A 23,876-nucleotide genomic window follows, 5' to 3' on the forward strand; every position below is an offset into this window, starting at 1 on the left:
TTGATCGCTGCCTTGGTGTTGGGGAGCGCTTCCAGTCGATCTGTTTGTGCGTGATAAATCACCAACTCATCTTTGGCGACATCAACACCCACGATCGGCTTTGCGACAGAAACCGGCATTGCCATTGAAAATCCTCCGGGCTAAGGTTTGAACACTTGAAGGGTTCACCCAGAGGCGCAGGCTTGTTCCTATCGTCGGTCTAGGCCAGATGCATTCTTTATCGGCGCTTGGGTGAAAGGAGGAGGGGTGAAATCTCCCACGGTCTGTACTGCGGCTAACAGTCAGAATCGAGCTTTGTCCCTCCTCCCCCCTTCAAGTCCTACCATACAAGCGAGCTTGCTCGCGATGGCGGAGTGTCAGTCGATATGGGCGTCGACTGGACCACCGTCTTCGCGAGCAAGCCCGCTCCCACAGGGTGTGTTCTGGGCACAACCAAAACATCAGATTTACGCATTTAGCCTATAAACTTAATGCATATTTTTTATAATTAACTTATAACAAATCGGACTTTTACAGCGCCTTATTATACAAATACTGTTACAACCATCACCGACCCCTGACCAGGTGGAGGCTCTCGGAACGCTATGTTTTTCCGGCCGACACCACTCCACGGTCACTTGCACACCCAAACCTGAAACCGGCCCGAGCCACCGCCGCCATGGCGTTCACCGCCATGACCACGGCAACGCTTTGCCCAAAAAAAGACCACACCCACGCAGCATCTCCACACCAGGGGTTCACCATGCACGACACCTTCACTTCACACCGCTTGGCAGTGGCCGTATCGCTGGCCTTGTTCGGGCTGTCGGCCCACGCCGAAGAAAACACCAGGGAGGGTGCCCTCCCCGTTGTCACCGTTACCGCAGAACACCGCAGCGAGGACTTGCAGAAAGCCCCGCTGGCGATTTCCGCGTTCGATGAAAACGCCCTCGAGGACAAGCAGATCAAGAGCATCCGCGACCTTTCCGGGCAGGTCCCGAACCTGACCCTCAGCCGCCAGTCGATCTCCTACAGCGCGCAGACCTACGGGATTCGAGGCATCGGCGAGACCGATCCGATCCAGGAAGCCGCCGTGGCGGTCTACGCCGATGACCTGTACATCCCACGGGCGATTTCCTCGATGCTCGACTTCAACGACGTCGAGCGCGTCGAGGTCCTGCGTGGCCCCCAAGGCACGCTTTACGGGCGCAACAGCAGCGCCGGCGCGATCCGCGTGATCACCCGCGACCCGACCCAGGAAACCCGTGGTTTCTTCGAGCTTGGCGCCGGCAACTACAACGCCCAGAACGGTCGACTGCTGATCAGCGGCCCACTGGTAGACAACGCCCTGTTCGGCAGCTTTTCGGCGATTCGCCTGACCCGTGACGGCACCGTCTCCAACCCCACCCGCGGCGAGGACGTGAATAACGTCGACCTGCAGTCCTACCGCGGCAAGTTGCGTTTCAACCCCATCGATTCGCCCTGGGATGTGCAACTGACGCTGGCCGGCACTTTCGACCGCGGCGACACCACCAGCTATACCCCCTTCGATGCCGACGGCCACTTCGACAAGTTCAAGAGCTACAGCAGCCTCAATCCGAAGAACCGTCTCGACCAGGGCAGCTCGGTGCTGCGGGCGATCTACACCCTCGACGATCATCTGAGTTTCAAATCGGTGACCGCCTACTCAGCCTTCAACCAACCGGTGGACTATGACAATTCCGGGCAGGCGGCCCTCATTCAGAACAGCCTGATCACCTACAAGCAGGACTATGCCACCCAGGAGTTCCAGCTCAACGGCGACTACGACGATTTCAGCTTCAGCACCGGCCTGTACCTGTACCGGGAAAAATTCGATGCCGAGCGAGACAGCCTGACTTACTCGATTGCGCGCAACCGAGTGATCGGCCAGGGTCAATACAGCACGACCAATACCGAAAGTTATGCGTTGTATGGCCAGGGCAGTTACAAAGTCACGCAACAACTGTCGCTGATCGCCGGCCTAAGGTTCACCCGCGAACACAAGAACTTCGACTACACCAACTACGTGGTCAACACCGACCGGCAGATCACCGGCACCAATTTCAGCGCCGACTCCAGCAAATCCTGGCAATCCACCAGCCCGAAACTCGGCTTCGAATACGCCTGGACGCCACACCTCAACCAGTACGCCTACGTCGCCAAAGGCTTCAAGGCCGGCGGCTACGACAACCGCGCGCCGACCCAGGCCGCCGCCGAGCAAGCATTCTCTCCCGAAGACGTGACCACCTGGGAAACCGGCTTCAAGGGCGACTTCTTCGACCGTCGCCTGCGCGCCAACCTCGCACTGTTCTACAACGACTACAAGGACCTGCAAACCAACGCTTATGACCCGGCGCTGGGCGTCAGCCTGCGGACCAACGTGGGCCAGGCCCACACCTACGGCGTCGAACTGGAAACCCTCAGTGCGCTGACCAACGACCTGCAACTGACGTTCAACCTTGGCTACCTGCAAAGCCAGTACGATGACTTCGAAAACGCCAGCGGCGCCGGGATCGATGCCAACGGCAAGCAACTGGTGTACTCGCCGCGCTGGAACACCAGTGTCGGCCTCAACTACACCATCCCGGCGGGTTTGCCCGGCACCTGGTTGGCTGGCACCGATGCGCAATTCCAGACCAAGTCCTATGCCAATGCGCTGAACGACGATGTCCAGGAAATCCCCCAGCAGACCTTCTGGAACGCCAACACCCGCTACATCTCCGGCGACGGGCACTGGACGACCACACTGTCGGTGAAAAACCTGCTCGACCGCGCCTACCCGCAAGCGGTCGGTTATGTGCCCGCAAGCGGTGCTCGCTACTACTCCGTCAACGATCCGCGAACCCTTTTGTTGTCGGTGCGCTACGACCTCTGAGGCCCCGCGCAATTGGCCAGCAGTGGCCGTTTTGACGAGTGCAAAGACGCCTAAGCTAATGCACAAAAAGTATTTATAAATTGGTTTTTATAACCATAGGATTCCGTGGTGTTCATCCATCCCTTAGTCAATGTCGAGCAAGCCATGTCAAGACTCATCAACCATCCCCTGGCGATATTGCATCACCCCGCTCTGACCGGCCTGGTCGTTGCACTGGTCCTGTCCACTCTTACGCTCCCGGCCCAGGCTCGGGAAACCCTGCGCATCGGTTACCAGAAATCATCGACCCTGATTACGCTGCTGAAAACCCAAGGCAAACTGGACAAGGCGCTCGCCCAGGCAGACATCGACGTGAGCTGGCACGAGTTCCCCAGCGGCCTGCCACTGCTGGAAGCATTGAATGTCGGTAATGTCGACGTCAGCGCCGACGTGGCCGATACCGTGCCGATATTCGCTCAGGCCGCGCAGGCCAAGCTGACTTACTTCGCACAGGAAGCCCCCTCGCCCTCGGCCCAGGCCATTGTCGTGGCCAAGGATTCCCCCTTGCAGCAACTGGCGGATTTGAAAGGCAAGAAAGTCGCTGTCACCAAGGCGGCGGGTGCCCACTACCTGTTGATCGCGGCCCTGAACCAGGCAGGCCTGAAGTTCTCGGACATCCAACCAGCCTACCTGTCCCCTGCGGATGGCCGGGCGGCATTCGAGAATCATAAAGTCGATGCCTGGGTCACATGGGAACCGTTCCTCAGCGGTGTGCAGCGGCAGCTACCGACGCGAACCCTGGCTGACGGCAGCGGGCTGGCCAGCTACAAGCGTTATTACCTGACCAGCACCCCCTACGCCAAGGCGCACCCTGAAGTGCTGAAGGTGGTATACGAGCAACTGCGGGACGCTGGCGATTGGATCAAGCACCATCCCCGCGACGCGGCGCAGGTCCTGGGCCCGTTGTGGGGCAATCTCGATGTGGAAACGGTCGAAGCGGCCAACGCCCATCGCAGTTACCAGGTACAACCGGTAAAAGCCGACCAACTGGATGAACAGCAGAAAATCGCCGATGCCTTTTTCGCCGCCGGGCTGTTGCCCAAGTCGGTGGATGCCCGCGATGTGGGAATCTGGGCACCTTGACACGGTGCCAGACCACGCCTTTTGAAAGAAGAGCTCGATAGCCGGTCTACTTTCCTCCGGTCACATCCAGGAAGGTACCCGTCACGAACGAAGCCTGCGGCCCCGCCAACCAGAGAATGGCCCGCGCGACCTCCTCCGGCTGGCCGCCACGCCCCATGGGGATCGTCTCCTTCACCCGGTCGACCCTGCCCGGCTCTCCCCCACTCGCATGCATCTGGGTATAGATATGCCCGGGTCGAACGCAGTTGACACGAATACCCTCCCGGGCCACTTCCTTGGCATAACCGGTCGTAAACGTTTCAACCGCACCCTTGGATGCTGCGTAGTCCACGTATTCATTCGGGCTACCGAGGCGGGCTGACGCTGAAGAGATATTGATGACCGCGCCGCCACGCCCGCCATAACGGTAGGCCATGCGCCGGGTCGCGTGTTGCGCGCAGAGCATCGGGCCCAAGGTGTTGACCGCAAAGATTCGCTGCATGCGCTCGAAGCCAAGATCCTCCAAGCGAGATTGGCGTGCCAATATCGAAGCGTTGTTGACCAGCACATCGATTCGTCCGAAGCGCAGGTCAAGGGTGGCGAAGAGTTCGGCGACCTGTGCTGGGTCGGCGTTATCGGCACGCACCGCCAAGGCACGGCCCCCCTTGGCCTCGATTTGCGCTGCCACCGCCAACGCCGACGCCTCATCGGCGATGTAGGTCAGCACGACATCGTAACCTTGCTCAGCGGCCAGCAGGGCGGTCGCCGCCCCGATCCCGCGCCCGCCTCCGGTGATCAGGATCACGGGGTTTTGCGAACGGTCATTCATGGTCAATCCTCACAGCCCAATGAAAAAAGCAGCGTCAGCCGATCACCAGCGTACCGAGGGCAATGACGACGCAGGCCAACAGCTTGCGCAAGGTCAATGCTTCGCCAAGAAAGGCGTACCCGATCAAAGCGGCGAACATGACACTGGTTTCGCGCAGGGCGGACACCGCCCCCATCGGGGCATGGGCCATGGCATAGATCACGACGCCGTAGGCCAGCAATGAAACCAGCCCGCCAGCGAAGGACACGGCGATACCTGGCCGCAAGGCAAAGAGGCTCCTGGCATCTCGCAGTCCGATATAGACCAGGGGCATCATCACGCCCCACAACAGGCACATCCAGGCGGTGTAGGCCATTGGCGCCCCGGAGAGGCGCACACCTATGCCATCGACAACGCTGTAGGCGGCAATGAAAAAACCGGTGCCCAGTGGATAGGGCAAGTCAGGCAGCGCCCGCCGGCGCCCGGTATAAGCCAGCGAGAGGATTCCGGTCGACACCAACGCAATACCCAGCAGTCCACTCGGCGCCACGCGCTCGCCCGCGAACAGCGAAGCGGCGAGGACAATCAGGATCGGGGACACACCGCGGGCGATGGGATAGGTCTGGCCCAGGTCGCCAGACTTGTAACTGCGCACCAGGAACAGGTTGTAACCCACGTGCAATACAGCGGAGAGGCCGGCGCAGAACCAGCTGGCACGGGCCGGCGGCGCCAGTAGCGCCGCCACGATGGCGCTCGCCAAGGCTATCGCCATGCACATGATGGTCATGGACCACAAACGGTCGGCTCCCCCACGCAGCATGGCATTCCAACTGGCGTGTAGCAGCGCGGCGAACAAGACGAGGCAGATGATGTGTAAGGGCATGCATCATCCTAGACCGAGCGAGTCGCGCTGAAAAAGCGAAGTCTCTTCATCCCTGCATGAGGAAAACCTCATGTATAAGTGTGCTGAGCGTCCAGGGCCTGGGTCACCAGCCAACGACGAAAGCGGGTGATATGAGGCTGAGCCTCGATTCCTTTGGGGCATACGAAGTAATACGCCAGGGGCGATGCGCACGGCAGTTCGAAAAGCCTTTCTAGACGGCCGTCATTGAGCTCGGCTTCGACATGCCCGCTGCGTGCCAGCGCGATACCTTGTCCCAAAAGCGCCGCCTCGATGGTCATATTGGTATCTGCGTAGCGAATGCTTTCCTTCAGGGTCGTGACCTCGACGCCCACCTGGGCAAACCATTGCTCCCATTTCGGTACCAACGCTGCGCCATCGCGCGTAAGCAGTGGATAGCGCAGCAATTCGGCGGCCGTTTGAGGCGTGCCAAAGCGTGCAAGCAACGCTGGGCTGGCGACAGGGAAAATCTGCTCGCGGAACAGGAATTCTGAAAACAGCGAAGGGAAATGCCCGCTGCCCAGGCGGATAGCCACGTCCGGGTCTGTCGTCGAGAAGTTAATGGGGCTATCGGTACTGTCCAGGGTAAGCAGGATTTCCGGATGCGCTTGCGCCAAATCAGGAAGCCTGGGCAGCAACCACTTCAAGGCGAAAGAATAGGTCGTGCTCACACTCAGCCGCTGCCGCCCGTTCTGCTCGCGCAAATCGGCCAAGGTGGCCTCGAGCTTCATGAAGAACTCCCGCACGATGGGCGCAAGCGCTGCGCCTGCGGAGGTCAGGTGCAGCGAGTTACCGCGATGAAACAGTTGCAATCCCCAGAGCTGTTCCAAATGCTTGAGCTGGTGGCTCACTGCGCTCTGTGTGACATGCAACTCCTCTGCTGCCGCGGTGAACGTGGCGTGCCGCGTAGCGGCTTCAAAGGCGCGCAGGCTCGAAGAAGGAGGAAGGTTGCGCATGATGTTCCCTTCTATGAGTAAACGCTCATGCTAGCGCCTTTGCATCGTCTGTTGTAGGCAAGCTGAGCAGCGACTGGCTTGCTGGCGCTGGGTCAGCCTGCAATCAGGTTTTGAATGTGCCGACGCTATCGCGAGCAAGCTCGGCTCCCACAGGGTTCTCCACAAGGTTTTTGGATATTCATGGACCCGCCTTTACCCGTTCCCCGCGCGCGGATGACGCCAAGTTATTGGCATAAAAAACGATGAAATAAAAATATATTAATACAGCGACAGTTTCCCGACGCGCGGTACCAACGTGCCATTGCTGGCGATTTGAATCGAAGCTCATTATCCGCAGGCAACCCCCGCTAGAACGTTAGGCCAGCCGACCTGGACTACAGGCTGTAATCACTCGCATCGCGCAAGGGAGCAATACCGAGATGATGACTGTTTACTTTGTTGTGATGACGATCTGCAGCGGCATCGAAGGCTGTATCGAGGAACGCAAACCGGGACCTACCTTCGCCACCAGGGCAATGTGCATGGAGACGACCAGAGTCATGGTGCCGCGCAAAGGGGTGAAGTTCAAATGTCGCAGCGAGCGTATGTGGGTGGTCGAAACGCCGCCAATGGAAGGCTACGGCAAAATCGTTTCCACCAAGAGCACCGTCCAGCCGTAGCATTACGGTTTTTTCGTCGGCAACAGAGGTTCATTGGCCGCTCGGCGGAGAGGGCCGGCGGCTGATGGTCAAAAAATCGAATGGCATTGAAAGCACGCTCACCCGGCTCAGAGCTTGGCTTTCGCCAGATCCGCAATCAGAAAATCCCTGAATGCACAAACCGCTGCCGGTAGATTGCGCCCAGCCATGCTTTGCAGTTCGATGCGCCGCGCATGCATGCCTTCATCGAGGATCGGCAAGCATTGCAGTGCCTTGTCCGCCACCTGCTTGTGCAAGGTCATTTCGCTGGCCAGGCTGATCCCCCCCTCTTCGCGGACGAAGCTATAGAGCGAGGCAACGTAATTAGTGGTCAACACCGGGTCGAACAACAACCCCTGTACGCCGCAACAGATGTCGAACAGTTGCCGTATCGTGGTGTCGGCCTTGGGTAATGCAATGGGCCAGGGTTGCAACTCAGCGAGGCTGACCGCTTCGCGCCCGGCCAAAGGATGAGCGTTGGAGACCACGGCAAAAATCGCCCCGCTCAGGACATGTTCGACCTTGATTTCCTTTTGCGGCGTCAGGCTGAAGGTCATCGCCAGATCGGCTTCGCCGGAGCGAACCTTCTCGGTCGCTTCGGCAGGCGCACAGACCTCCAATGTGAAATGAATGCCCTGATACTCACGCCGGAACGCGCTGATGGTCCTGGGCATGTATTCCAGCGCAAATCCTTCCGAGCAGGCGACATGCACATGACCTCGTTGCAAGCCATGCAGCTCGGTAATTTCCAGCACCACCTGCTCGGCTTCAAGCTGCGACTTGCGCGCATAAGCCGCCAGTCGTACCCCCGCCTCGCTCAGCACCATGCCCCGGGCACGACGCTCGAACAGGCTGGCGTCCAGGGCCAATTCAAGCTTGGCAATCTGCCGGCTCACCGCTGACGCCGCGACGTTCAGCCGTACCGAGGCTTCGCTGATCGATCCGCATCGCGCCACTTCAAGAAAATAGCGCAGTGCCGTGGACTGCACACCATACAGCTGCATCGGCGCCCCCAAGGCTTGCCTTTTCGGCAAAGGAAGTATCGAAATATTATTCTTGTGGCATTGATAGCCTTTCCCTACATTCGTGTCCAGATCAAAAAAAACATGACCTGGTCTTTTTACCCTCCTTTCCGCTTTTGCGATTCGCTGCCCTTTGATTCAACCACTCTCGCCAACGGAGACGACGGCATGGGCATCAAAGGTTTCGCCTGCACTATCGCGCTGATGGGCATCATCAGCAGTTTTCCGGCTCATGCCGGTAAAGCCAACGACACCCTGGTTTACGCTTCCGACAGCGAGCCTGAAAACATCAGCCCCTATCACAACGATCTACGCGAAGGCGTGATTCTCGGCCGGCTGATCTGGGACAACCTGATCTACCGCGATCCCAACAGCGGCGAATACAAGCCCATGTTGGCCACCCGCTGGACACAGGTCGACGACACCACCATCGACTTCGAGCTGCGCAAAGACGTCAAATTTCACAACGGCGACGCCTTCACCGCCGACGACGTGGTGTTCACCCTCAACTACGTGGTGTCGCCCGAAGCGAAAGTCGTGACCGTGCAAAACGTGGACTGGATCAAGAGCGCCGAAAAAACCGGTGACTACAGCGTCCGCCTGCATTTGAAGAAGCCCTTCCCTCCGGCACTGGAATACCTGTCCAACGCCGTTCCGATGTTCCCCAAGCAGTATTTCGAGAAGGTCGGCCTGGCCGAATTCAGCCGCAAGCCAATCGGTACCGGACCGTATAAAGCCGTGTCGGTGGTGGCTGGCGAAGGCGTGACCATGGAGATCAACAAGGACTACTTTCCAGACAGCCCACAAGGCAAGCCCCATATCGGCCACCTCAAGTTCCGGGTGATCCCGGATGCCGAAACCCGCCTGGCCGAGTTGATGACCGACGGTGTCGACTGGACCTGGCGTGTGACCCCGGATCAGGCGGTCGACCTCAAAGGTATGTCGAACCTGACCGTGACCAGCGGCGAAACCATGCGCATCGGCTTCCTGATTCTTGATGCCCGGGGCACCTCCACTGAAAACTCGCCCATGAAAAACCTCAAGGTGCGTCAGGCCATCAACCATGCGATCAACCGCAATGCGCTGGCCACGCAATTGGTGGGGGGCGAAGCCAAGCCCTTGCAGGTTGCCTGTTATCCAGGCCAGTTCGGCTGCGATACCTCCGCGGCCACGGTCTACGACTACAACCCGGCCAAGGCCAAGGCGCTGCTCGCCGAAGCCGGTTACCCAAATGGCTTCGAGACCGAAATCTTCGCTTATCGCGACCGTGACTACGTCGAAGCCATCATCGGCAACCTGCGCGCCGTAGGCATCAACGCCAAGCTCCGCTTCTTGAAGTACGCCGCCCTGCGCGATCAGCAACGTGGCGGCAAGGTGCCCATGTCGTTTCAGGCCTGGGGCTCGTTCTCGATCCTCGACACCTCGGCGTCGGCCGGCACCTGGTTCAAGGGCAACCCGGACGACAACATCAAGGATCCGCAAGTCCAGGGTTGGTTGCAGACCGCTGACAACGCCCTTGACCCGCAATTGCGCAAGGAGAACTACCGCAAGGCGTTGCAGCGCATCAGCGAACAGGCGTATTGGGCGCCGCTGTTCAACTACTCGATGAACTACGCCTACACCTCCGAACTGGCGTTCACGTCGTACCCGGATGAGCTGCCGCGTTTCGTTCAGTCCAGCTGGAAGTGATCCGCAACCGAGCGGATTGATCGAGAGGTGCCGTGACTTGCGGACCAACCCGCACCACGGACACCTCCTCACACCTGCCATCCATTGGATATGAGGAAACTTGCCATGCTTGGATTCCTTCTGCGCCGGCTGGGCATCGCTATTTGCGTCGCCATTACCGTGTCGGTGATCAGCTTTTCCCTGTTGCACCTGTCCGGTGACTTGGCCACGGCCATTGGCGGACCGGAAGCCACCAGCGAACAGATCGAACAGATCCGCGTGCAATACGGTTTGAACAAACCGCTACCGACCCAGTACTTCAACTGGCTGGGCGATTTGCTGCGGCTGGACTTGGGCAACTCGTTTTTCTTTCAGGAATCGGTCTACAACCTCGTCGCCAGCCGCTTGCCCATTACCCTCGGCTTAGGGGCCATGGCGCTGGGCATCGCCTTGCTGGTGGCAATTCCACTGGGCGTGCTGGCCGCGGTCAAACGCGACACCTGGATCGACCGACTGGCCTTGAGCATTGCCGTACTGGGCCAGGCCATGCCCAGTTTCTGGTTTGCGTTGATGTTGATCGTGGTGTTCGCCGTGACGCTCAAGTGGCTGCCGGTGTCCGGCAATTCGACCCTGCTGCACTTCGTCATGCCGGCCATCGCCCTGGGCTACTACGCGACGCCGGCGATCATGCGCCTGACCCGTGCCGGCATGCTTGATGTGCTCAGCTCCGATTACATCCGCACCGCCCGCGCCAAGGGCCTGCGCCCTGCCCGCGTGTTGTTCAAACACGCACTGCGCAACGCCTTGATTCCGGTCGTCGCGCTGGCGGCGGTGGAGTTCGGCTTCATGCTCGGCGGTTCGGTGGTGATCGAAACCGTGTTCTCCCTGCAAGGCATCGGACAACTCGCCTGGGACGCCATCGCCCGTGACGACTTTCCGGTGGTCCAGGCCGTGGTCCTGCTGATTGCGGTGATCTACATCATCCTCACCTTGCTGGCCGATGTGCTCAACGCACTGCTCGACCCGCGCATCCGCGTGCGCTAGGAGGCTTACATGAGCACCCCCACTACCCTCGCGATCAATGACTACCTGCCACCCCCCAGCAGCCTGAGCCGAGTCCTTGGCAAGAGCTTTCGCCATCGTGGTTTCGCCATTGGCACGGTGTTGTTGCTGATCATCTTCACCGGCGCGCTCTTCGCCCCGTGGCTGGCGCCTCATGACCCTTACGCGCAAGACGTGATGCTGCGCATGAAACCGCCGATATGGATGGCCAACGGCACCTGGGAATACGTTCTCGGCACCGACAAGCTGGGCCGCGACTACCTGTCGCGACTGCTCTACGGCGCTCGTATTTCGCTGTTCATCGGCATTGCGGCGGCGCTGATTTCCGGCTTTATCGGCACCGTCCTGGGGCTGTTGGCGGGTTACTACGGCGGCAAGGTCGATGCGTTCATCAGCTACCTGATCACCACCCGGCTGGCGATGCCGGTGGTGATGGTCGCGCTGGCCTCGGCCTCGTTGATGGGCGGCTCGCTGAAAGTGGTGATCGTGCTGCTGGGCTGCCTGTTATGGGATCGCTTCGCGGTGGTGGTCAGGGCTTCGGTGCAACAGATTCGCGATGCTGAATATGTCGCGTCGGCCCAGGCGCTGGGCTGCTCGACCCTGCGCATTCTGGTCAGTGAGATTCTGCCCAACCTGGTCGGCGCACTAATCGTCGTCGCGACCCTGGAAATGGCCCACGCGATCCTGCTGGAGTCGGCCCTGTCGTTCCTCGGCGTTGGCGTGCAACCGCCGACGCCGTCCTGGGGCTTGATGATCGCTGAAGGCAAACCCTACATGTTCTTTTCCCCGTGGGTCATCGCCATTCCTGGCGTCGCCCTGATGATTCTGGTGCTGGGCATCAACCTGGTCGGCGATGGCCTGCGCGATCTGATCCTGCCCGACGGCCGCAACTGAGACGGCCTTACTAATAGAGGGTACCGAACATGGCACTACTCCATGTTGAAAACCTGCGCGTGGACATCCCCATGGGCAACAGCCCGACGCCGGATGACATGCTGCATGCCGTGCGCGGTCTGAATTTTGAAGTCGAACGCGGTGAAATGTTGTGCATCGTCGGCGAATCCGGCTGCGGTAAATCCCTGACGTCGCTGGCGCTGATGGACCTGTTGCCACGCAAGGCCAAACGCACCGCGTCGCGGCTGACACTGGACGGTATCGACATGATCGGCCAGAGCGAACGGCGCATGTGCGACCTGCGCGGAAACCGTCTGGCGATGATCTTCCAGGAACCGATGACCTCGCTGAACCCGGCCTACAGCATTGGCGATCAGCTCAGCGAAGTGCTGACTCAGCATCGCAAGGTGTCGCGCAAGGATGCCCTGGCTCGCGCCGCGCAAATGCTGGAGAAAGTCGGTATCAGCAACGCCACCGAACGCTTGCGCCAGTACCCGCATCAACTGTCTGGCGGTTTGCGCCAGCGGGTGATCATCGCCATGGCGTTGATGTGCGAGCCGGACCTGATCATCGCCGATGAGCCCACCACGGCCCTGGACGTGACCATCCAGGCGCAGATCCTGCGCTTGATCCGCGACATTCAGAAAGAGCTCGGCCTGGCGGTGATCTTCATCACCCACGACCTTGGGCTGGTGGCACGGATCGCCGATCGGGTCGCGGTGATGTACGCCGGGGAAATCGTCGAAACCGCCCCTGCCCTGCAACTGTTCGAGAACCCGCAGCATCCGTACACCCGCGGTCTGCTGGCCAGTATTCCAATCCCTGGCCGGACCAAACCGGGCGAGGCCCTGGGTTCGATTCCAGGGCTGGTGCCAAGCCTGGTGGGCGAACAGCAGGGTTGTGCGTTCCGCAATCGTTGCGCTCAAGCGATAGCGGCCTGCGCGCAAGACATCCCCGAAATCGAGCAGGACGGACACATGGCGCGCTGCCTGTTCGCCGCACCGGCTCCGGCACCGATTCGCCTTCTGGAGCGCGCAAGGTCATGAAAAAAGACATCACGTTGGAGCTGTGTGACATCCGTCGCGAGTTTCGGATCAACAAGGGCTTTTTCAAACCCGCCGCCACCCTGAAAGCCGTGGATGGTGTTTCCCTGCGCCTGATGCGTGGCGAGACCCTCGGCCTGGTGGGTGAGTCCGGTTGCGGAAAAAGTACCCTGGCAAAGCTCCTGCTCGGTCTGTTGGCGCCGACCAGCGGCGACGTGCTGGTCAATGGCAAACACCTGGCGGCGACGGATCGCAAGGAAATGTCCCGGCACATCCAGCCGATATTCCAGGACCCGTATTCCTCGCTGAACCCACGCAAGACACTGCGGGAAATCATTACCCTGCCGCTGATCGTGCATGACATCGGCAGCCCCGCCGAGCGGCGCAAGAAGACCGAAGCGATGCTCGATGTGGTGGGCCTGCCCAAGCGGGTCATCGACAGCTATCCGAGCCAACTGTCCGGCGGCCAGCGGCAACGGGTGGCCATTGCCCGGGCGTTGATCATGCGCCCTGACGTGTTGATCTGCGACGAACCCACCTCGGCGCTGGACGTGTCGGTGCAGGCGCAGATTCTCAACCTGCTGCAAGACCTCAAGCGCGAATTCGGCCTGACCTATCTGCTGATCAGCCACAACCTGGCGGTCATCGAACACCTCGCCGACCGGGTCGCGGTGATGTACCTGGGGCGCATCGTCGAAGAACGTACTCGCCAATCGTTGTTCGCTGAACCCGGTCACCCGTATACCCGCGCCTTGCTGGATTCGGTGCTCACCCCCGATCCGCGCCTGGGCATTCCCGAAATCGGCCTGCGCGGTTCCTTCCCCAACCCGATGTCACCGCCCTCCGGTTGCACCTTCCATCCGCGCTGCCCGAGCTGCTTCGCTCCCTGCAAGACGGCCTACCCGGCCAATGATTCGATTATCGGCGGCAACGTGCGTTGCCACCTTCACGACAGTCCCGCCCAAACACTGGAGCTCGTCCACTCATGAGTCGTTCACTGGCCATCAGCAACACCACCGAGCAATTTGATAACGGCGCATTTTTCAATCTGCTCGAACGCAGCGTCGCCTTGCACACCGAAAGCCAGGCAACGGACAGCCGGCCCGAGTTGTATCGCTACCTCCATGACTTCATCACCCCGCATGTCGAGGCTATGGGCTTCAGCGTCAAGATCTATGACAACCCGGTGGCAGAACGCGGTCCTTTCATGATCGCCACACGCATCGAGCATCCGGAACTGCCGACCGTGCTCAGCTACGGCCACGGTGATGTGGTGCGCGGCTATGAAGCCCAATGGCGTGAGGGCCTGTCGCCGTGGCAAGTCATTGCCGAGGGCGATCGCTGGTACGGTCGCGGCACGGCGGATAACAAAGGCCAGCACCTGATCAACCTGACCGCGCTGGAGCAAACCCTCAAGGCTCGCGACGGCAAGCTGGGGTTCAACGTCAAGTTGCTGCTGGAAATGGGCGAAGAAGAAGGCTCGCCGGGCTTGAACGCGTTCTGTGCCGCCCACAGCGACGAGCTCGCGGCGGATGTGTTCATCGCCTCGGACGGCCCGCGCCTGGCGGCATCACGACCGACGATTTTTCTCGGCTCACGGGGGGTGTTCAACTTCGAGCTGGTGGTCAATCTGCGCGAAGGCGCCCATCACTCTGGCAACTGGGGCGGGTTGCTGGCCAACCCCGGGATCATTCTGGCCAATGCCATCGCGAGCATGGTCGATGAGCACGGTCGGGTGAAAGTGGCGGGCCTGATGCCCAAGACACTGCCCGAGCCGGTTCGCCAGGCATTGGCCGATATTGATGTCGGTGGCGGACCGGGCGATCCGGAAATCGACGCCAACTGGGGTAACCCCGAGCTCTCCCTGAGCGAAAAGGTGTTCGGCTGGAACACCCTCGACGTCATCGCCTTCAAGACCGGCAACCCCGACGCCCCCGTGCATGCGATCCCCGGCAAGGCCAATGCCCACTGCCATATCCGTTTCGTGGTGAACAGCGACTACACGACCTTTATCCCGGCTGTGCGTGCCCACCTGGATGCTCATGGTTTCAGCCATGTCGAGGTCAAGCAAAGCCACGTCGAGGTGATGCATGCCACTCGGCTGGATCCGCAAAGCCCATGGGTCAGTTGGGCACTCGGCTCCTTGGCACAGACCACTGGGAAAAAACCCGCGTTGCTGCCAAACCTCGGTGGCTCGCTGCCCAACGATGTGTTCGCGGACGTGCTCGGCCTGCCAACCTTGTGGGTGCCGCACTCGTACCCGGCCTGCTCGCAACATGCACCGAACGAGCACTTGCTGGCACCGGTGGTCAAGGAAAGCCTGCAAATCATGGCCGGGCTGTTCTGGGACCTGGGCAACGACGCGGCACGTCTGACCCAGGAACATCAGTTGCGGGAGCAGGCGCAATGAATGCCATGCCACAACAGGCGCTGGACTGGCTTGCCGACCAGCGCCACGCCATGGAAGCGTTGCTGCAGCGTATCGTCGACACCGACTCCAACAGCTATGACAAGGCGGGCGTCGACGCGGTGGGGGCGCTGCTCGCGGCTGAACTGGAAGCCGACGGCATCCTGCTCAAGCGTATGCCGGTCGATGGCTTTGGCGACGTGATGCTCGCCGAAGTGCCAGGCGAACCTGGAAAGCCGGTGTTGCTGCTGGGCCATCGCGACACGGTGTTCCCCAAAGGCACCACCGCGACGCGCGGCTACAGCCGCGATGGCGACCTCGCCTTTGGCCCCGGCGTCGCCGACATGAAAGGCGGCCTGGTGCTCAATTGCTTCGCCCTCAAGGCACTCAAGCGCGCCGGCCCGTTGCCCTATCCGGTGCAGGTCCTGTACACCGGTGACGAAGAAATCGGCTCCGGCAGCGCCAGGCGCCATATCGAACAGGCAGCCCGTGCCGCCCGCGCCGTGCTCAATACCGAACCCGGCCGGGCCAGTGGCAACGTGGTCAGCGCACGCAAAGGCGGTGCCACGCTGATCATCGAAGTCTTCGGGCGCGCGGCGCATGCCGGGGTCAACCATGCCGACGGCGCCAGCGCCATCGAGGCCCTGGCACGCAAGATCGTCAAGCTCCATGCCTTGACCGATTACTCGGCAGGCATCACGACTAATGTGGGCCTGATATCCGGGGGCACGTCCAGCAACACCGTCGCACCGAGCGCCTCGGCCCGGCTGGATGTGCGCTTCATCGAACTCAAGCACTGGGATCAAATCCTTAGCGCAATCCTGGCCATCGTCGCCGAAGAAGAGCTGATCGGCACCCACGCCATCCTCAAGGAAGCGACCACCTTTCTACCGATGGAGGCCCGTCACAGCGAACGATTGCTGCACATCTACCAACAGAAAGCCCTGGCACTGGGTTTCAGCGTCGAAGGCGAGTTCACCGGCGGTTGCGCCGACTCCGGGTTCACCGCCAGCCTGGGCATTCCAACCCTGTGTGGCCTCGGGCCGGTGGGTGGCAAAGTCCATACCGATCGTGAATATCTGGAACTGGACACGCTGGTGCCTCGCGCCCAGGCGTTGGTGGCGACCATCCTGGCTGTTGGCGAGAGCAGTTGAGATAACGGGGCGTCGAGATCGAAGTACAAAGCAAGAACAACAGTAGGACACACGTCCAGCCGCTATGTAGCCGAACCACCGCTATCGCGAGCAGGCTCGCTCCCACAGAGGGTTGCGCAGGTTCACAGCATCCGCACACAACACAAAAACCTGTGGGAGCGAGCCTGCTCGCGATGAGGCCAGCAAGCCCGACATCCCTGTGACTGATCCACCGCTATCGCGAGCAGGCTCGCTCCCACATGGATTCGCGGGGTGTTCACAGCATCTGCACACGACACAAAAACCTGTGGGAGCGAGCTTGCTCGCGATGAGGCCAGCAAGCCAACATCTCTGTGACTGAACCACCGCCTTCGCGAGCAAGCCCGCTCCCACAGGATGAAGCCGACCTCAAGCGTCCCAAGGGGCCACGGCGTCAACGTCAATGGCGTAGCGTTCAATGGCCTCGGCACAGACACTGGCGTCCAGACGCCCGTCATGCACCAGGGAGGTCAGCGCACTCAGGACGATCTGGTGGCGGTCCACTTCGAAGAACCTGCGCAGTTGGCTGCGGGTATCGCTGCGGCCAAACCCGTCGGTGCCGAGCACGGTGTAATGGCCATCGAGATAGCTGGCGATCAACTGGGGCAAGGCGCGTACGTAGTCGGTACAGGCAATGATGGGCGACGAGTCGTGGAGGCATTCTTGAACATGACTGCGCTTGGCAGGTTGTCCGGGATGCAGTCGATTCCAGCGCTCCACTTCCCGTGCCTCCCGGGCCAATTCGGTGAAGCTGGTAACGCTCCAGACCTGACTGTCGATTCCCCAATCGCTCGCCAGCAACTCGGCGGCGGCAATCACTTCGCCCAGGATGGCGCCGGAGCCCAACAACTGAACACGTCCACGGGCGCCCTCGACTTCATGCCGGGCAAACAGATACATGCCCTGGATAATGGCCTGTTCGACACCTTCAGGAAGGGTGGGCTGCGGGTAGTTCTCGTTCATCAAGGTGACGTAATAGAACTCGTCCACCTGACGTTCCAGCATCTGGCGCATGCCGTGATCCAGGATCACCGCGAACTCGCCGGCGAATGCTGGATCGTAAGCCCGACAATTGGGGACCATCGCCGCCATCAGATGACTGTTGCCGTCCTGGTGCTGCAGACCTTCGCCACCCAATGTCGTACGGCCTGCGGTGGCACCGAGCAGAAAACCGCGGGCCCGTTGATCCGCCGCCGCCCAGATCAAGTCGCCGATGCGCTGGAAGCCGAACATCGAGTAATAGATGTAGAACGGCAGCATCGGCAGACCATGCACCGAATAGCTGGTCGCGGCAGCAACCCAGGAACTGATCGCCCCCGCCTCGCTGATGCCCTCTTCGAGAATCTGCCCGTCCAGGGCTTCCCGATAACTGAGGATCGAACCAATGTCCTCCGGCTCGTAACGCTGCCCCACGCTGGAGTAGATGCCGATCTGCTTGAACAGGCTGGCCATGCCGAACGTACGCGCCTCATCCGCCACGATCGGCACGATGCGCGGACCCAGTTGCTTGTCCCGGAGCAAACCGCTGAGCATCCGCACGAAGGCCATGGTGGTGGACATTTCCTTGCCTTGGGCGGCGATGGCAAACCCGGCGTAGCTGGTTACGTCGGGCACGGCCAATGACTCGCTGGCCGAAGGTCTCGCCGGCATGTAGCCGCCCAACGCCTGGCGGCGTGCATGCAGGTAGCGCATTTCCGCGCTGTCGGCGCTCGGCTTGAAGAAACTCAGGGAGATGGCCTGCTCATCGGTCAACGGCAGGTTGAAACGGTTGCGAAACGCGATCAACGCCTCACTGTCGAGTTTCTTCTGCTGGTGCACGGTCATCTTGCCCTGCCCGGCGTCGCCCATGCCGAAGCCTTTCTTGGTCTGGGCCAGGATGACCGTAGGTTTCTTGCCCTCAAGCATCGCGCTTTGATACGCGGCAAAGATCTTCACCAAGTCATGACCACCGCGCTTGAGGCGGTCGATCTGCTCGTCGCTCAGGCCTTGGGCCAAATGCGCCAGGGCTTCGTCCTGGCCGAAGAAATGCTCACGGTTGAAACGCCCATCCTTGGCCGCGAATGTCTGGAACTGGCCATCGACCGTGGCCGACAATGCCCTGACCAACGCGCCGTCTTTATCCTGGGCAAACAATCTGTCCCAGTCGGAACCCCACACCAGTTTGATCACGTTCCAGCCCGCGCCGCCGAACAACGCCTCGAGTTCGTCGATGATGCGACCGTTGCCACGCACCGGGCCGTCCAGGCGCTGGAGGTTGCAGTTGATCACCCAGACCAGGTTATCCAGCCCTTCGCGCGCCGCCAGGGTCAACGCCGACATGCTTTCCGGTTCATCCATTTCACCGTCGCCAAACACGCCCCAGACGGTTCGCCCCGAAGTCTTTTACAGGCCGCGGTGCTCCAGGTAACGCATGAAACGCGCCTGGTAGATCGAGCTGATCGGACCGATCCCCATGGAGCCCGTCGGGAACTGCCAGAAGTCCGGCATCAACCAGGGGTGCGGGTAACTCGACAACCCCCGGGCGCCATTGGCGCGCGCGCCGATCTCCTGCCGATAGTGCTGCAGATCCTTTTCTTCCAGGCGTCCTTCGAGGAACGCCCGGGCATAGACGCCTGGCGCCGAGTGCGGTTGGTAGAACACCAGATCGCCGCCGCCGGTTGGGGTGCGCGCCTTGAAGAAATGGTTGAAACCCACTTCAAACAAATCCGCCGCGCTGGCATAACTGGCGATGTGTCCACCCAATTCGCCGTAGGCGTGATTGGCCCGGGCAACCATCGCCAGGGCATTCCAGCGCATGATCGATGCCAGACGCTCTTCGATGGCCAAATCCCCTGGAAACACCGGTTGCCGCTCAACGCTGATGGTATTGATGTAAGGGGTGCCATGGCTGGGCCGCCAGCCGATGTCCGAAGTGCTTGCCACGGCCAGCAGCATGTCGAGGATCTGTTTGGCCCGGCCCGTGCCGCCATGGGCCGCGACCGAGAGCAAAGCCTCACGCCACTCGGCCATTTCTTCATCCTCGGCAGCCGGGCCCGGCCATTGGGCATGGAGATCGGACAGGTTCATAAGCAACTCCTGCAGGTGTCGGGTATCACTTCAAGGTGGCGCGAGTGGCTGCCTCGGGCGAGGCGTTTTACCTGCTCCACCGCGGCAATGACGGAGCGTTCGGCCGCCTCGTCCGGTGCGACTGGGTAGAGGCAGGGCTGACCAATGGAAAGGTCGTGCAAGAAGCGCTCATCCAGTTCACCGAGCACCACAAAACTGTAGTCACTCTTGGCCATTTGCACGCCAACGAGCTTGCCAGTCGCGGTGCTCATCGTATCGACATGGATCAGCGCGACATTGTCAAAACAGCTGAACCCCTGATGGATCAGATCAATATGATCGCTATCGAGTCCGCTCACGATGACCACGATACGCGTACAACTGGAAGGCTCGCGCATCCACCTCATTGCGTGGGTACGCCCCTCGGCGGTTCGGCTCATAAGCGTTGCCTTTCTGGTTTCAACAGGCGAATTGACGAGGACTGGGCTAAATGACGCCGCGCGCCTGCAGCACGCTTTTCGCCAGACTCCGGGTCGCCGATAGCACCTCTTCCACCTGTCGATCCATCGCCGCGGTGGATGAGGCTATCGTTCCCAGTTCGACGACACGCAGCGGGTGGCCGCATACGGATCCCAGCCAGGTCAGGCCAGGCACCGTGCCGACTTCCAGTAAAAAGCTGCCGTGGGGGACGGCGCGCAACAGCTGGCTGGCATAACACGCGTCGCCCCCGGCGGACGGCTCCGGGCTGGACCCGACCCGCAACCAGTCGACCAGCAACGCCTCGGACTGCTTGACGGCCAGATAAGCCACCTGATCCCAGTCATCTATCGTCACGTGCAGCTTGTCGATCATGTACTTGGGCAGCGCGGCGCTGGTCACGATAACCACCCCGGCATCCGCCGAAGGTTCCTTGATCCAGACTGCGGATTGCGATATCGCATGCATGGCGGTACTCCCGGCGGTTGGGTTGCAGCGGCTCGCTCCGAGCGGCGATCCGACGATGAGGCCGTACATTCAACCTAAATGCCAACTGCCCCACCGCTTCGTGAGCAAGCGCTCGCCTACAGCTCATTGGCGTGAATCAGCCGTTGCGGAACAGGAAGCTGTAGGCATTCAGCGCCGGCGCCCCGCCCAAGTGCGCGTAAAGCACTTTCGAGCCTTCGGGGAACTCGCCACGGCGGACCATTTCAATCATCCCGTGCATGGATTTTCCTTCGTACACCGGATCGGTCAGCACACCTTCCAGGCTGCCGCACAGGCGAATGGCTTCCAGCGTACCGTCGTTAGGCAAACCGTATTCCGGATAGGCGAACCGCGTATCGAGCACCACGTCCTCTTCGGTGATTTCGCGGCCCAATTCCACCAGTTCCGCGGTATGCCGGGCGATACGCAGGATCTGTGCCTTGGTTTTCTCTGGCTTGGCCGAGGCATCGATGCCGATCACATTCTTCGAACGGCCGTCCGCGGCGAAACCGACGACCATGCCGGCCTGGGTACTGCCGGTCACGGAACAGACCACGATGTAGTCGAACTTGAACCCCAGTTGTTTTTCCTGCTCCCGCACTTCCTCGGCAAAGCCCACGAACCCAAGGCCGCCATAGGGATGCTCGGAACAACCCGCCGGGATCGGGAACGGCTTGCCACCCTGCTCCACGACATCGCTCATGGCCTTTTCCCAACTTGGCCGGATACCAATATCGAAACCTGCTGCGTCAAGCCGCACGTCCGCCCCCATGATGCGCGACATCTCGATGTTGCCCACCCGGTCATACACCGCGTCGGAATAGTTCACCCAGTTTTCCTGCACCAGCACGCACTTCATGCCCAAGTGGGCAGCGACTGCAGCGACCTGGCGGGTCTGGTTCGACTGGATGCCACCGATAGAGACCAGCGTATCGCAGCCTTGCTCGATCGCTTCGGGAATCAGGTATTCGAGCTTGCGTGTCTTGTTCCCGCCGAAGGCCAGGCCACTGTTGCAGTCTTCACGCTTGGCATACAGCTCGACCTTGCCACCCAGATGTTCACTGAGACGCTTCAAGGGCGTGATGGGAGAAGGACCGAAGGTCAATGGATAACGTTTAAAACGATTCAGGTTCATGACTCTGCTCCTCGATATTGGATATCCAAGCGCCAGACCGAAAGTGAAAAGGCCACATTCCAGGCTCTTTCAGGAGGGGCTTCGATGAGTTCAATATTAAGAAGAATTCGAAAAATATGTGTTGCAAGTTTCTGCCATTTATAAAAACATAATTTCCATGAAAGAACATAAAACCTATTTTTAATGCGCGGAATTCAATATGAAAGCAACAAATACTCACAAGAAGCCAGCTGCTGCGGCCTCGGTGCCGCATCCACTGGATCGAACCGACCGCGCGATTCTCAAGGTCCTGCAACGAGATGCCTCCATCTCCAACGTGGCACTTGCAGAGAAGGTGAAACTGAGTGCCCCGGCTTGCCTCAGGCGTGTCGAACGACTCAAGCAGGTCGGCCTGATCAAGGACATCGTCGCACTGCTGGACAATGAAGCGCTGGATGCGGGGATGGTGGTCTTGATCGGCGTGGTGCTGGACCGCTCCACACCGGAATCCTTCGCCGCATTCGAGGCGGCCGCACAAAAAGTGTCCGGCTGCATGGAATGCCATGTGGTGACGGGGGAGTTCGACTACTTCATGTTGATACGAACCAAGGACAGCAACAGCTTCAACCGGCTCCACGCGGAGCAACTGCTTTACCTGCCCGGCGTTCGCCAGATTCGCTCGTTCATGGGGTTGCGCCAGGTCTTGTCGACCACCCACATTCCCCTTTGAGGCTCCAATCAGACCGAGCAGGCATCGGTTCGGTATTCATCGCTCACTCAGCGAAGCATCAAGCGGAATATCAAGGGTAAAGGTTGCGCCCTGCCCAACCCCGTCGCTGTGCACGGTCAAGCCGCCACCCATTTCCTGCGCGGCCAGCGCGCAGCTGTGCAGGCCAAAACCGTGACCGTCTTTGCGCGTCGTGAAGCCGTGGGAAAAAATACGTTTCAGGTGCTCAGGCGCAATCCCATTGCCGTTGTCGGCCACCGTGATGCGCAATACGGCCCCGTCAACGAGGGACGCGCTGAACGTGACGCATGGGCTGCGATCGATTACGCCGTCCAATGCCTGCTTGGCATTGCCGATCAGGTTCACCAGTATCAGCAGCACCCGGTGCCGGTCCAACGCCAGCAGGGGCAAGTCGGCAATGTCCTTGACCATCGTCACCTCCTGGCGCGCCAGTAATCCAGCACTCATGCGCAAGGCATCGTCGATCAACTCTGCGACCGGCACGGTCTCGACAATACTGACGGCAACGGCATAGGACTGCTGGGCAGCGACAATGGTTTTGATGTGGTCAATGCCCTTGGTGAGTTGCCCGAGCTCTTCGATGATGCTCTGTTGCTCTACCGCCACCACCTCCGCCAACTTGAGCAAGTAGTCGGGCAGCATCTTTCCCTTGTGGTCCTTGGTGAGAAAATCGCTCAGGTCATGGATGTGTTCGTTCATCAGTTGAGCCAACTTGCCCAGCCCCTGGGCCTTGGAGCTGCGCATCTGCCTGCTGACCAGTTCTGCCGATACGTTCACGCTGTTGAGGACGTTGCCGACGTTGTGCAGCACCGTCGTCGCGATTTCGGCCATGCCCGCCTGACGGGATTTTGCATGCAGTTCGGTTTGCACCTGGCCCATGCGCAGCGCCGCGCGTACGCGAGCCTTGAGCTCCAGCGGCGAAAAGGGTTTGGCGATGTAGTCATCGGCGCCACTCTCCAGCCCGGAGACGCAGGCCTCGCTACCGCCACGGGCGGTCACCAGGATCACAGGCAAATGAGCAAAACCGGCGCTGGCTTTGATCCTGGCTGTCAGGCCGAAACCGTCGAGCTGCGGCATCATCACATCCGAAACCACGACATCGATGGGTCGAAGCTGCAGCAGCGCCCAGGCCTGCTCGCCATCGGTTGCGGTGGCGACGATGTAATCGTCTCGCAAAAGCTCGCTGAGATAGGCCAGCATCTCCGGGCTGTCGTCGACCACCAGCACTCTGGATCGCGAGGCATGTTCCGGGGGCTGCTCGTCGTCTGCGCCTTGGATCGAAACCCGGTCGTTGCGACTGCCAAGGCGACCGTCATCGAAACGCAGGTGACGCTGCTCGGTTGTGCTTGTCGTGCTCGATGACGATCGCTCGTGCATCGTGCTGGCTTCGGTCGGTACGGTGTTTGGCTCGGTCCCCAGC

The 23,876-nt window shown here is 60.4% G+C and carries 19 protein-coding genes and 3 pseudogenes; 11 read left to right on the top strand and 11 right to left on the bottom strand.

The genetic code is table 11. The annotated features are described in order from the left end of the window. Positions 1 to 125 (bottom strand): annotated as a pseudogene (locus tag BM321_RS30850) (IS110 family transposase); the annotation flags it as partial. Positions 126 to 742: 617 nt separating this feature from the next. Here BM321_RS30850 and BM321_RS10350 point away from each other — a divergent pair. Together BM321_RS10350 and BM321_RS10355 are read left to right on the top strand one after the other, a co-directional pair. Next, on the top strand, positions 743 to 2,875 hold the full coding sequence (locus BM321_RS10350) for a TonB-dependent receptor (protein ID WP_092442430.1): 2,133 nt from the start codon (positions 743 to 745) through the stop codon (positions 2,873 to 2,875). A gap of 144 nt (positions 2,876 to 3,019) precedes the next feature. Then, a complete protein-coding gene (locus tag BM321_RS10355; protein WP_092442548.1) occupies positions 3,020 to 3,997 on the top strand; it encodes an aliphatic sulfonate ABC transporter substrate-binding protein in 978 nt (325 codons plus the stop codon). A 46-nt stretch (positions 3,998 to 4,043) separates the two neighbouring features. Here the strand turns inward: BM321_RS10355 and BM321_RS10360 are convergent, their stop codons facing one another. The 3 genes from BM321_RS10360 to gcvA form a co-directional block, all read right to left on the bottom strand. Next, positions 4,044 to 4,805 carry a glucose 1-dehydrogenase gene (locus tag BM321_RS10360; RefSeq protein ID WP_092442431.1) on the bottom strand — a complete coding sequence of 254 codons (762 nt, stop codon included), beginning with the start codon at positions 4,803 to 4,805 and terminating at the stop codon, positions 4,044 to 4,046. Between the two features lie 34 nt (positions 4,806 to 4,839). Beyond that, positions 4,840 to 5,667: a DMT family transporter gene (locus BM321_RS10365; RefSeq protein ID WP_092442432.1), complete on the bottom strand. Its 828-nt coding sequence runs from the start codon at positions 5,665 to 5,667 to the stop codon at positions 4,840 to 4,842. Between the two features lie 68 nt (positions 5,668 to 5,735). Beyond that, complete coding sequence (gene gcvA / locus BM321_RS10370; protein WP_092442433.1) at positions 5,736 to 6,641, bottom strand: transcriptional regulator GcvA; 906 nt, start codon at positions 6,639 to 6,641, stop codon at positions 5,736 to 5,738. Positions 6,642 to 7,060: 419 nt separating this feature from the next. Here gcvA and BM321_RS29735 point away from each other — a divergent pair, with 419 nt between their 5' ends. Beyond that, a complete protein-coding gene (locus BM321_RS29735) occupies positions 7,061 to 7,300 on the top strand; it encodes a hypothetical protein (RefSeq protein ID WP_092490779.1) in 240 nt (79 codons plus the stop codon). Between the two features lie 107 nt (positions 7,301 to 7,407). Here the strand turns inward: BM321_RS29735 and BM321_RS10375 are convergent, their stop codons facing one another. Further along, positions 7,408 to 8,322, bottom strand: coding sequence for a LysR substrate-binding domain-containing protein (locus tag BM321_RS10375; RefSeq protein WP_072339293.1), 915 nt, complete (start codon positions 8,320 to 8,322; stop codon positions 7,408 to 7,410). 186 nt (positions 8,323 to 8,508) lie between these two features. Between BM321_RS10375 and BM321_RS10380 the strand changes: the two genes are divergently transcribed. The 7 genes from BM321_RS10380 (at position 8,509) to BM321_RS10410 (ending at position 16,568) form a co-directional block, all read left to right on the top strand. Beyond that, positions 8,509 to 10,029, top strand: coding sequence for an ABC transporter substrate-binding protein (locus BM321_RS10380; protein ID WP_092442434.1), 1,521 nt, complete (start codon positions 8,509 to 8,511; stop codon positions 10,027 to 10,029). 105 nt (positions 10,030 to 10,134) lie between these two features. Continuing rightward, complete coding sequence (locus BM321_RS10385) at positions 10,135 to 11,052, top strand: ABC transporter permease (RefSeq protein ID WP_064053624.1); 918 nt, start codon at positions 10,135 to 10,137, stop codon at positions 11,050 to 11,052. Between the two features lie 9 nt (positions 11,053 to 11,061). Further along, the gene (locus BM321_RS10390; RefSeq protein WP_092442435.1) at positions 11,062 to 11,964 is read left to right on the top strand and encodes an ABC transporter permease; all 903 of its coding nucleotides are present in this window, start codon (positions 11,062 to 11,064) and stop codon (positions 11,962 to 11,964) included. 29 nt (positions 11,965 to 11,993) lie between these two features. Beyond that, positions 11,994 to 13,010, top strand: a complete 1,017-nt coding sequence (locus tag BM321_RS10395; protein WP_092442436.1) for an ABC transporter ATP-binding protein — start codon at positions 11,994 to 11,996, stop codon at positions 13,008 to 13,010. Beyond that, positions 13,007 to 13,996, top strand: a complete 990-nt coding sequence (locus BM321_RS10400) for an ABC transporter ATP-binding protein (protein WP_092442437.1) — start codon at positions 13,007 to 13,009, stop codon at positions 13,994 to 13,996. The genes BM321_RS10395 and BM321_RS10400 overlap by 4 nt, the downstream gene beginning before the upstream one ends. After that, on the top strand, positions 13,993 to 15,417 hold the full coding sequence (locus tag BM321_RS10405) for a M20 family metallopeptidase (protein ID WP_092326113.1): 1,425 nt from the start codon (positions 13,993 to 13,995) through the stop codon (positions 15,415 to 15,417). The genes BM321_RS10400 and BM321_RS10405 overlap by 4 nt, the downstream gene beginning before the upstream one ends. Further along, positions 15,414 to 16,568 carry a M20 family metallopeptidase gene (locus BM321_RS10410; protein ID WP_092442438.1) on the top strand — a complete coding sequence of 385 codons (1,155 nt, stop codon included), beginning with the start codon at positions 15,414 to 15,416 and terminating at the stop codon, positions 16,566 to 16,568. Before BM321_RS10405 ends, BM321_RS10410 begins: the two co-directional genes overlap by 4 nt. A 387-nt stretch (positions 16,569 to 16,955) precedes the next feature. Here BM321_RS10410 and mdeB read toward each other — a convergent pair. From mdeB to BM321_RS10435, 4 genes and pseudogenes are all read right to left on the bottom strand, one after another. Then, a pseudogene (gene mdeB / locus BM321_RS10420) lies at positions 16,956 to 19,652 on the bottom strand (alpha-ketoglutarate dehydrogenase). After that, positions 19,649 to 20,029 (bottom strand): hypothetical protein, encoded by a 381-nt coding sequence (locus tag BM321_RS10425; RefSeq protein WP_256574997.1) that lies wholly within the window; start codon positions 20,027 to 20,029, stop codon positions 19,649 to 19,651. The pseudogene mdeB and the gene BM321_RS10425 overlap by 4 nt, the downstream one beginning before the upstream one ends. Positions 20,030 to 20,117: 88 nt before the next feature. After that, a complete protein-coding gene (locus BM321_RS10430) occupies positions 20,118 to 20,576 on the bottom strand; it encodes a transketolase (protein ID WP_092254844.1) in 459 nt (152 codons plus the stop codon). A gap of 136 nt (positions 20,577 to 20,712) precedes the next feature. Continuing rightward, complete coding sequence (locus BM321_RS10435) at positions 20,713 to 21,729, bottom strand: 1-aminocyclopropane-1-carboxylate deaminase (protein ID WP_060742854.1); 1,017 nt, start codon at positions 21,727 to 21,729, stop codon at positions 20,713 to 20,715. 199 nt (positions 21,730 to 21,928) lie between these two features. Here BM321_RS10435 and BM321_RS10440 point away from each other — a divergent pair, with 199 nt between their 5' ends. Further along, positions 21,929 to 22,438 (top strand): Lrp/AsnC family transcriptional regulator, encoded by a 510-nt coding sequence (locus tag BM321_RS10440; RefSeq protein WP_092442440.1) that lies wholly within the window; start codon positions 21,929 to 21,931, stop codon positions 22,436 to 22,438. Between the two features lie 36 nt (positions 22,439 to 22,474). Here the strand turns inward: BM321_RS10440 and BM321_RS31280 are convergent, their stop codons facing one another. Together BM321_RS31280 and BM321_RS31285 are read right to left on the bottom strand one after the other, a co-directional pair. Continuing rightward, positions 22,475 to 23,335: a sensor histidine kinase gene (locus BM321_RS31280; protein ID WP_371856618.1), complete on the bottom strand. Its 861-nt coding sequence runs from the start codon at positions 23,333 to 23,335 to the stop codon at positions 22,475 to 22,477. Continuing rightward, positions 23,336 to 23,833, bottom strand: a pseudogene (locus BM321_RS31285) (response regulator transcription factor); the annotation flags it as partial. Positions 23,834 to 23,876 lie beyond the last annotated feature (43 nt).

Source organism: Pseudomonas sp. NFIX10 (assembly GCF_900111955.1).
In the GTDB taxonomy this organism is placed as follows: Bacteria; Pseudomonadota; Gammaproteobacteria; order Pseudomonadales; family Pseudomonadaceae; genus Aquipseudomonas; species Aquipseudomonas fluorescens_AA.

Bases quoted from the DNA above. Each gene is read 5' to 3' on its own strand.
- BM321_RS10360 (WP_092442431.1), bottom strand. From the start codon at position 4,805: ATGAATGACCGTTCGCAAAACCCCGTGATCCTGATCACCGGAGGCGGG.
- BM321_RS10440 (WP_092442440.1), top strand. From the start codon at position 21,929: ATGAAAGCAACAAATACTCACAAGAAGCCAGCTGCTGCGGCCTCGGTG.
- BM321_RS10375 (WP_072339293.1), bottom strand. From the start codon at position 8,322: ATGCAGCTGTATGGTGTGCAGTCCACGGCACTGCGCTATTTTCTTGAA.
- BM321_RS10350 (WP_092442430.1), top strand. From the start codon at position 743: ATGCACGACACCTTCACTTCACACCGCTTGGCAGTGGCCGTATCGCTG.
- BM321_RS10400 (WP_092442437.1), top strand. From the start codon at position 13,007: ATGAAAAAAGACATCACGTTGGAGCTGTGTGACATCCGTCGCGAGTTT.
- BM321_RS10355 (WP_092442548.1), top strand. From the start codon at position 3,020: ATGTCAAGACTCATCAACCATCCCCTGGCGATATTGCATCACCCCGCT.
- BM321_RS29735 (WP_092490779.1), top strand. From the start codon at position 7,061: ATGATGACTGTTTACTTTGTTGTGATGACGATCTGCAGCGGCATCGAA.
- BM321_RS10425 (WP_256574997.1), bottom strand. From the start codon at position 20,029: ATGCGCGAGCCTTCCAGTTGTACGCGTATCGTGGTCATCGTGAGCGGA.
- BM321_RS10385 (WP_064053624.1), top strand. From the start codon at position 10,135: ATGCTTGGATTCCTTCTGCGCCGGCTGGGCATCGCTATTTGCGTCGCC.
- BM321_RS10380 (WP_092442434.1), top strand. From the start codon at position 8,509: ATGGGCATCAAAGGTTTCGCCTGCACTATCGCGCTGATGGGCATCATC.
- BM321_RS10390 (WP_092442435.1), top strand. From the start codon at position 11,062: ATGAGCACCCCCACTACCCTCGCGATCAATGACTACCTGCCACCCCCC.
- gcvA (WP_092442433.1), bottom strand. From the start codon at position 6,641: ATGCGCAACCTTCCTCCTTCTTCGAGCCTGCGCGCCTTTGAAGCCGCT.
- BM321_RS10435 (WP_060742854.1), bottom strand. From the start codon at position 21,729: ATGAACCTGAATCGTTTTAAACGTTATCCATTGACCTTCGGTCCTTCT.
- BM321_RS10395 (WP_092442436.1), top strand. From the start codon at position 11,994: ATGGCACTACTCCATGTTGAAAACCTGCGCGTGGACATCCCCATGGGC.
- BM321_RS10410 (WP_092442438.1), top strand. From the start codon at position 15,414: ATGAATGCCATGCCACAACAGGCGCTGGACTGGCTTGCCGACCAGCGC.
- BM321_RS31280 (WP_371856618.1), bottom strand. From the start codon at position 23,335: ATGGGCCAGGTGCAAACCGAACTGCATGCAAAATCCCGTCAGGCGGGC.
- BM321_RS10365 (WP_092442432.1), bottom strand. From the start codon at position 5,667: ATGCCCTTACACATCATCTGCCTCGTCTTGTTCGCCGCGCTGCTACAC.
- BM321_RS10430 (WP_092254844.1), bottom strand. From the start codon at position 20,576: ATGCATGCGATATCGCAATCCGCAGTCTGGATCAAGGAACCTTCGGCG.
- BM321_RS10405 (WP_092326113.1), top strand. From the start codon at position 13,993: ATGAGTCGTTCACTGGCCATCAGCAACACCACCGAGCAATTTGATAAC.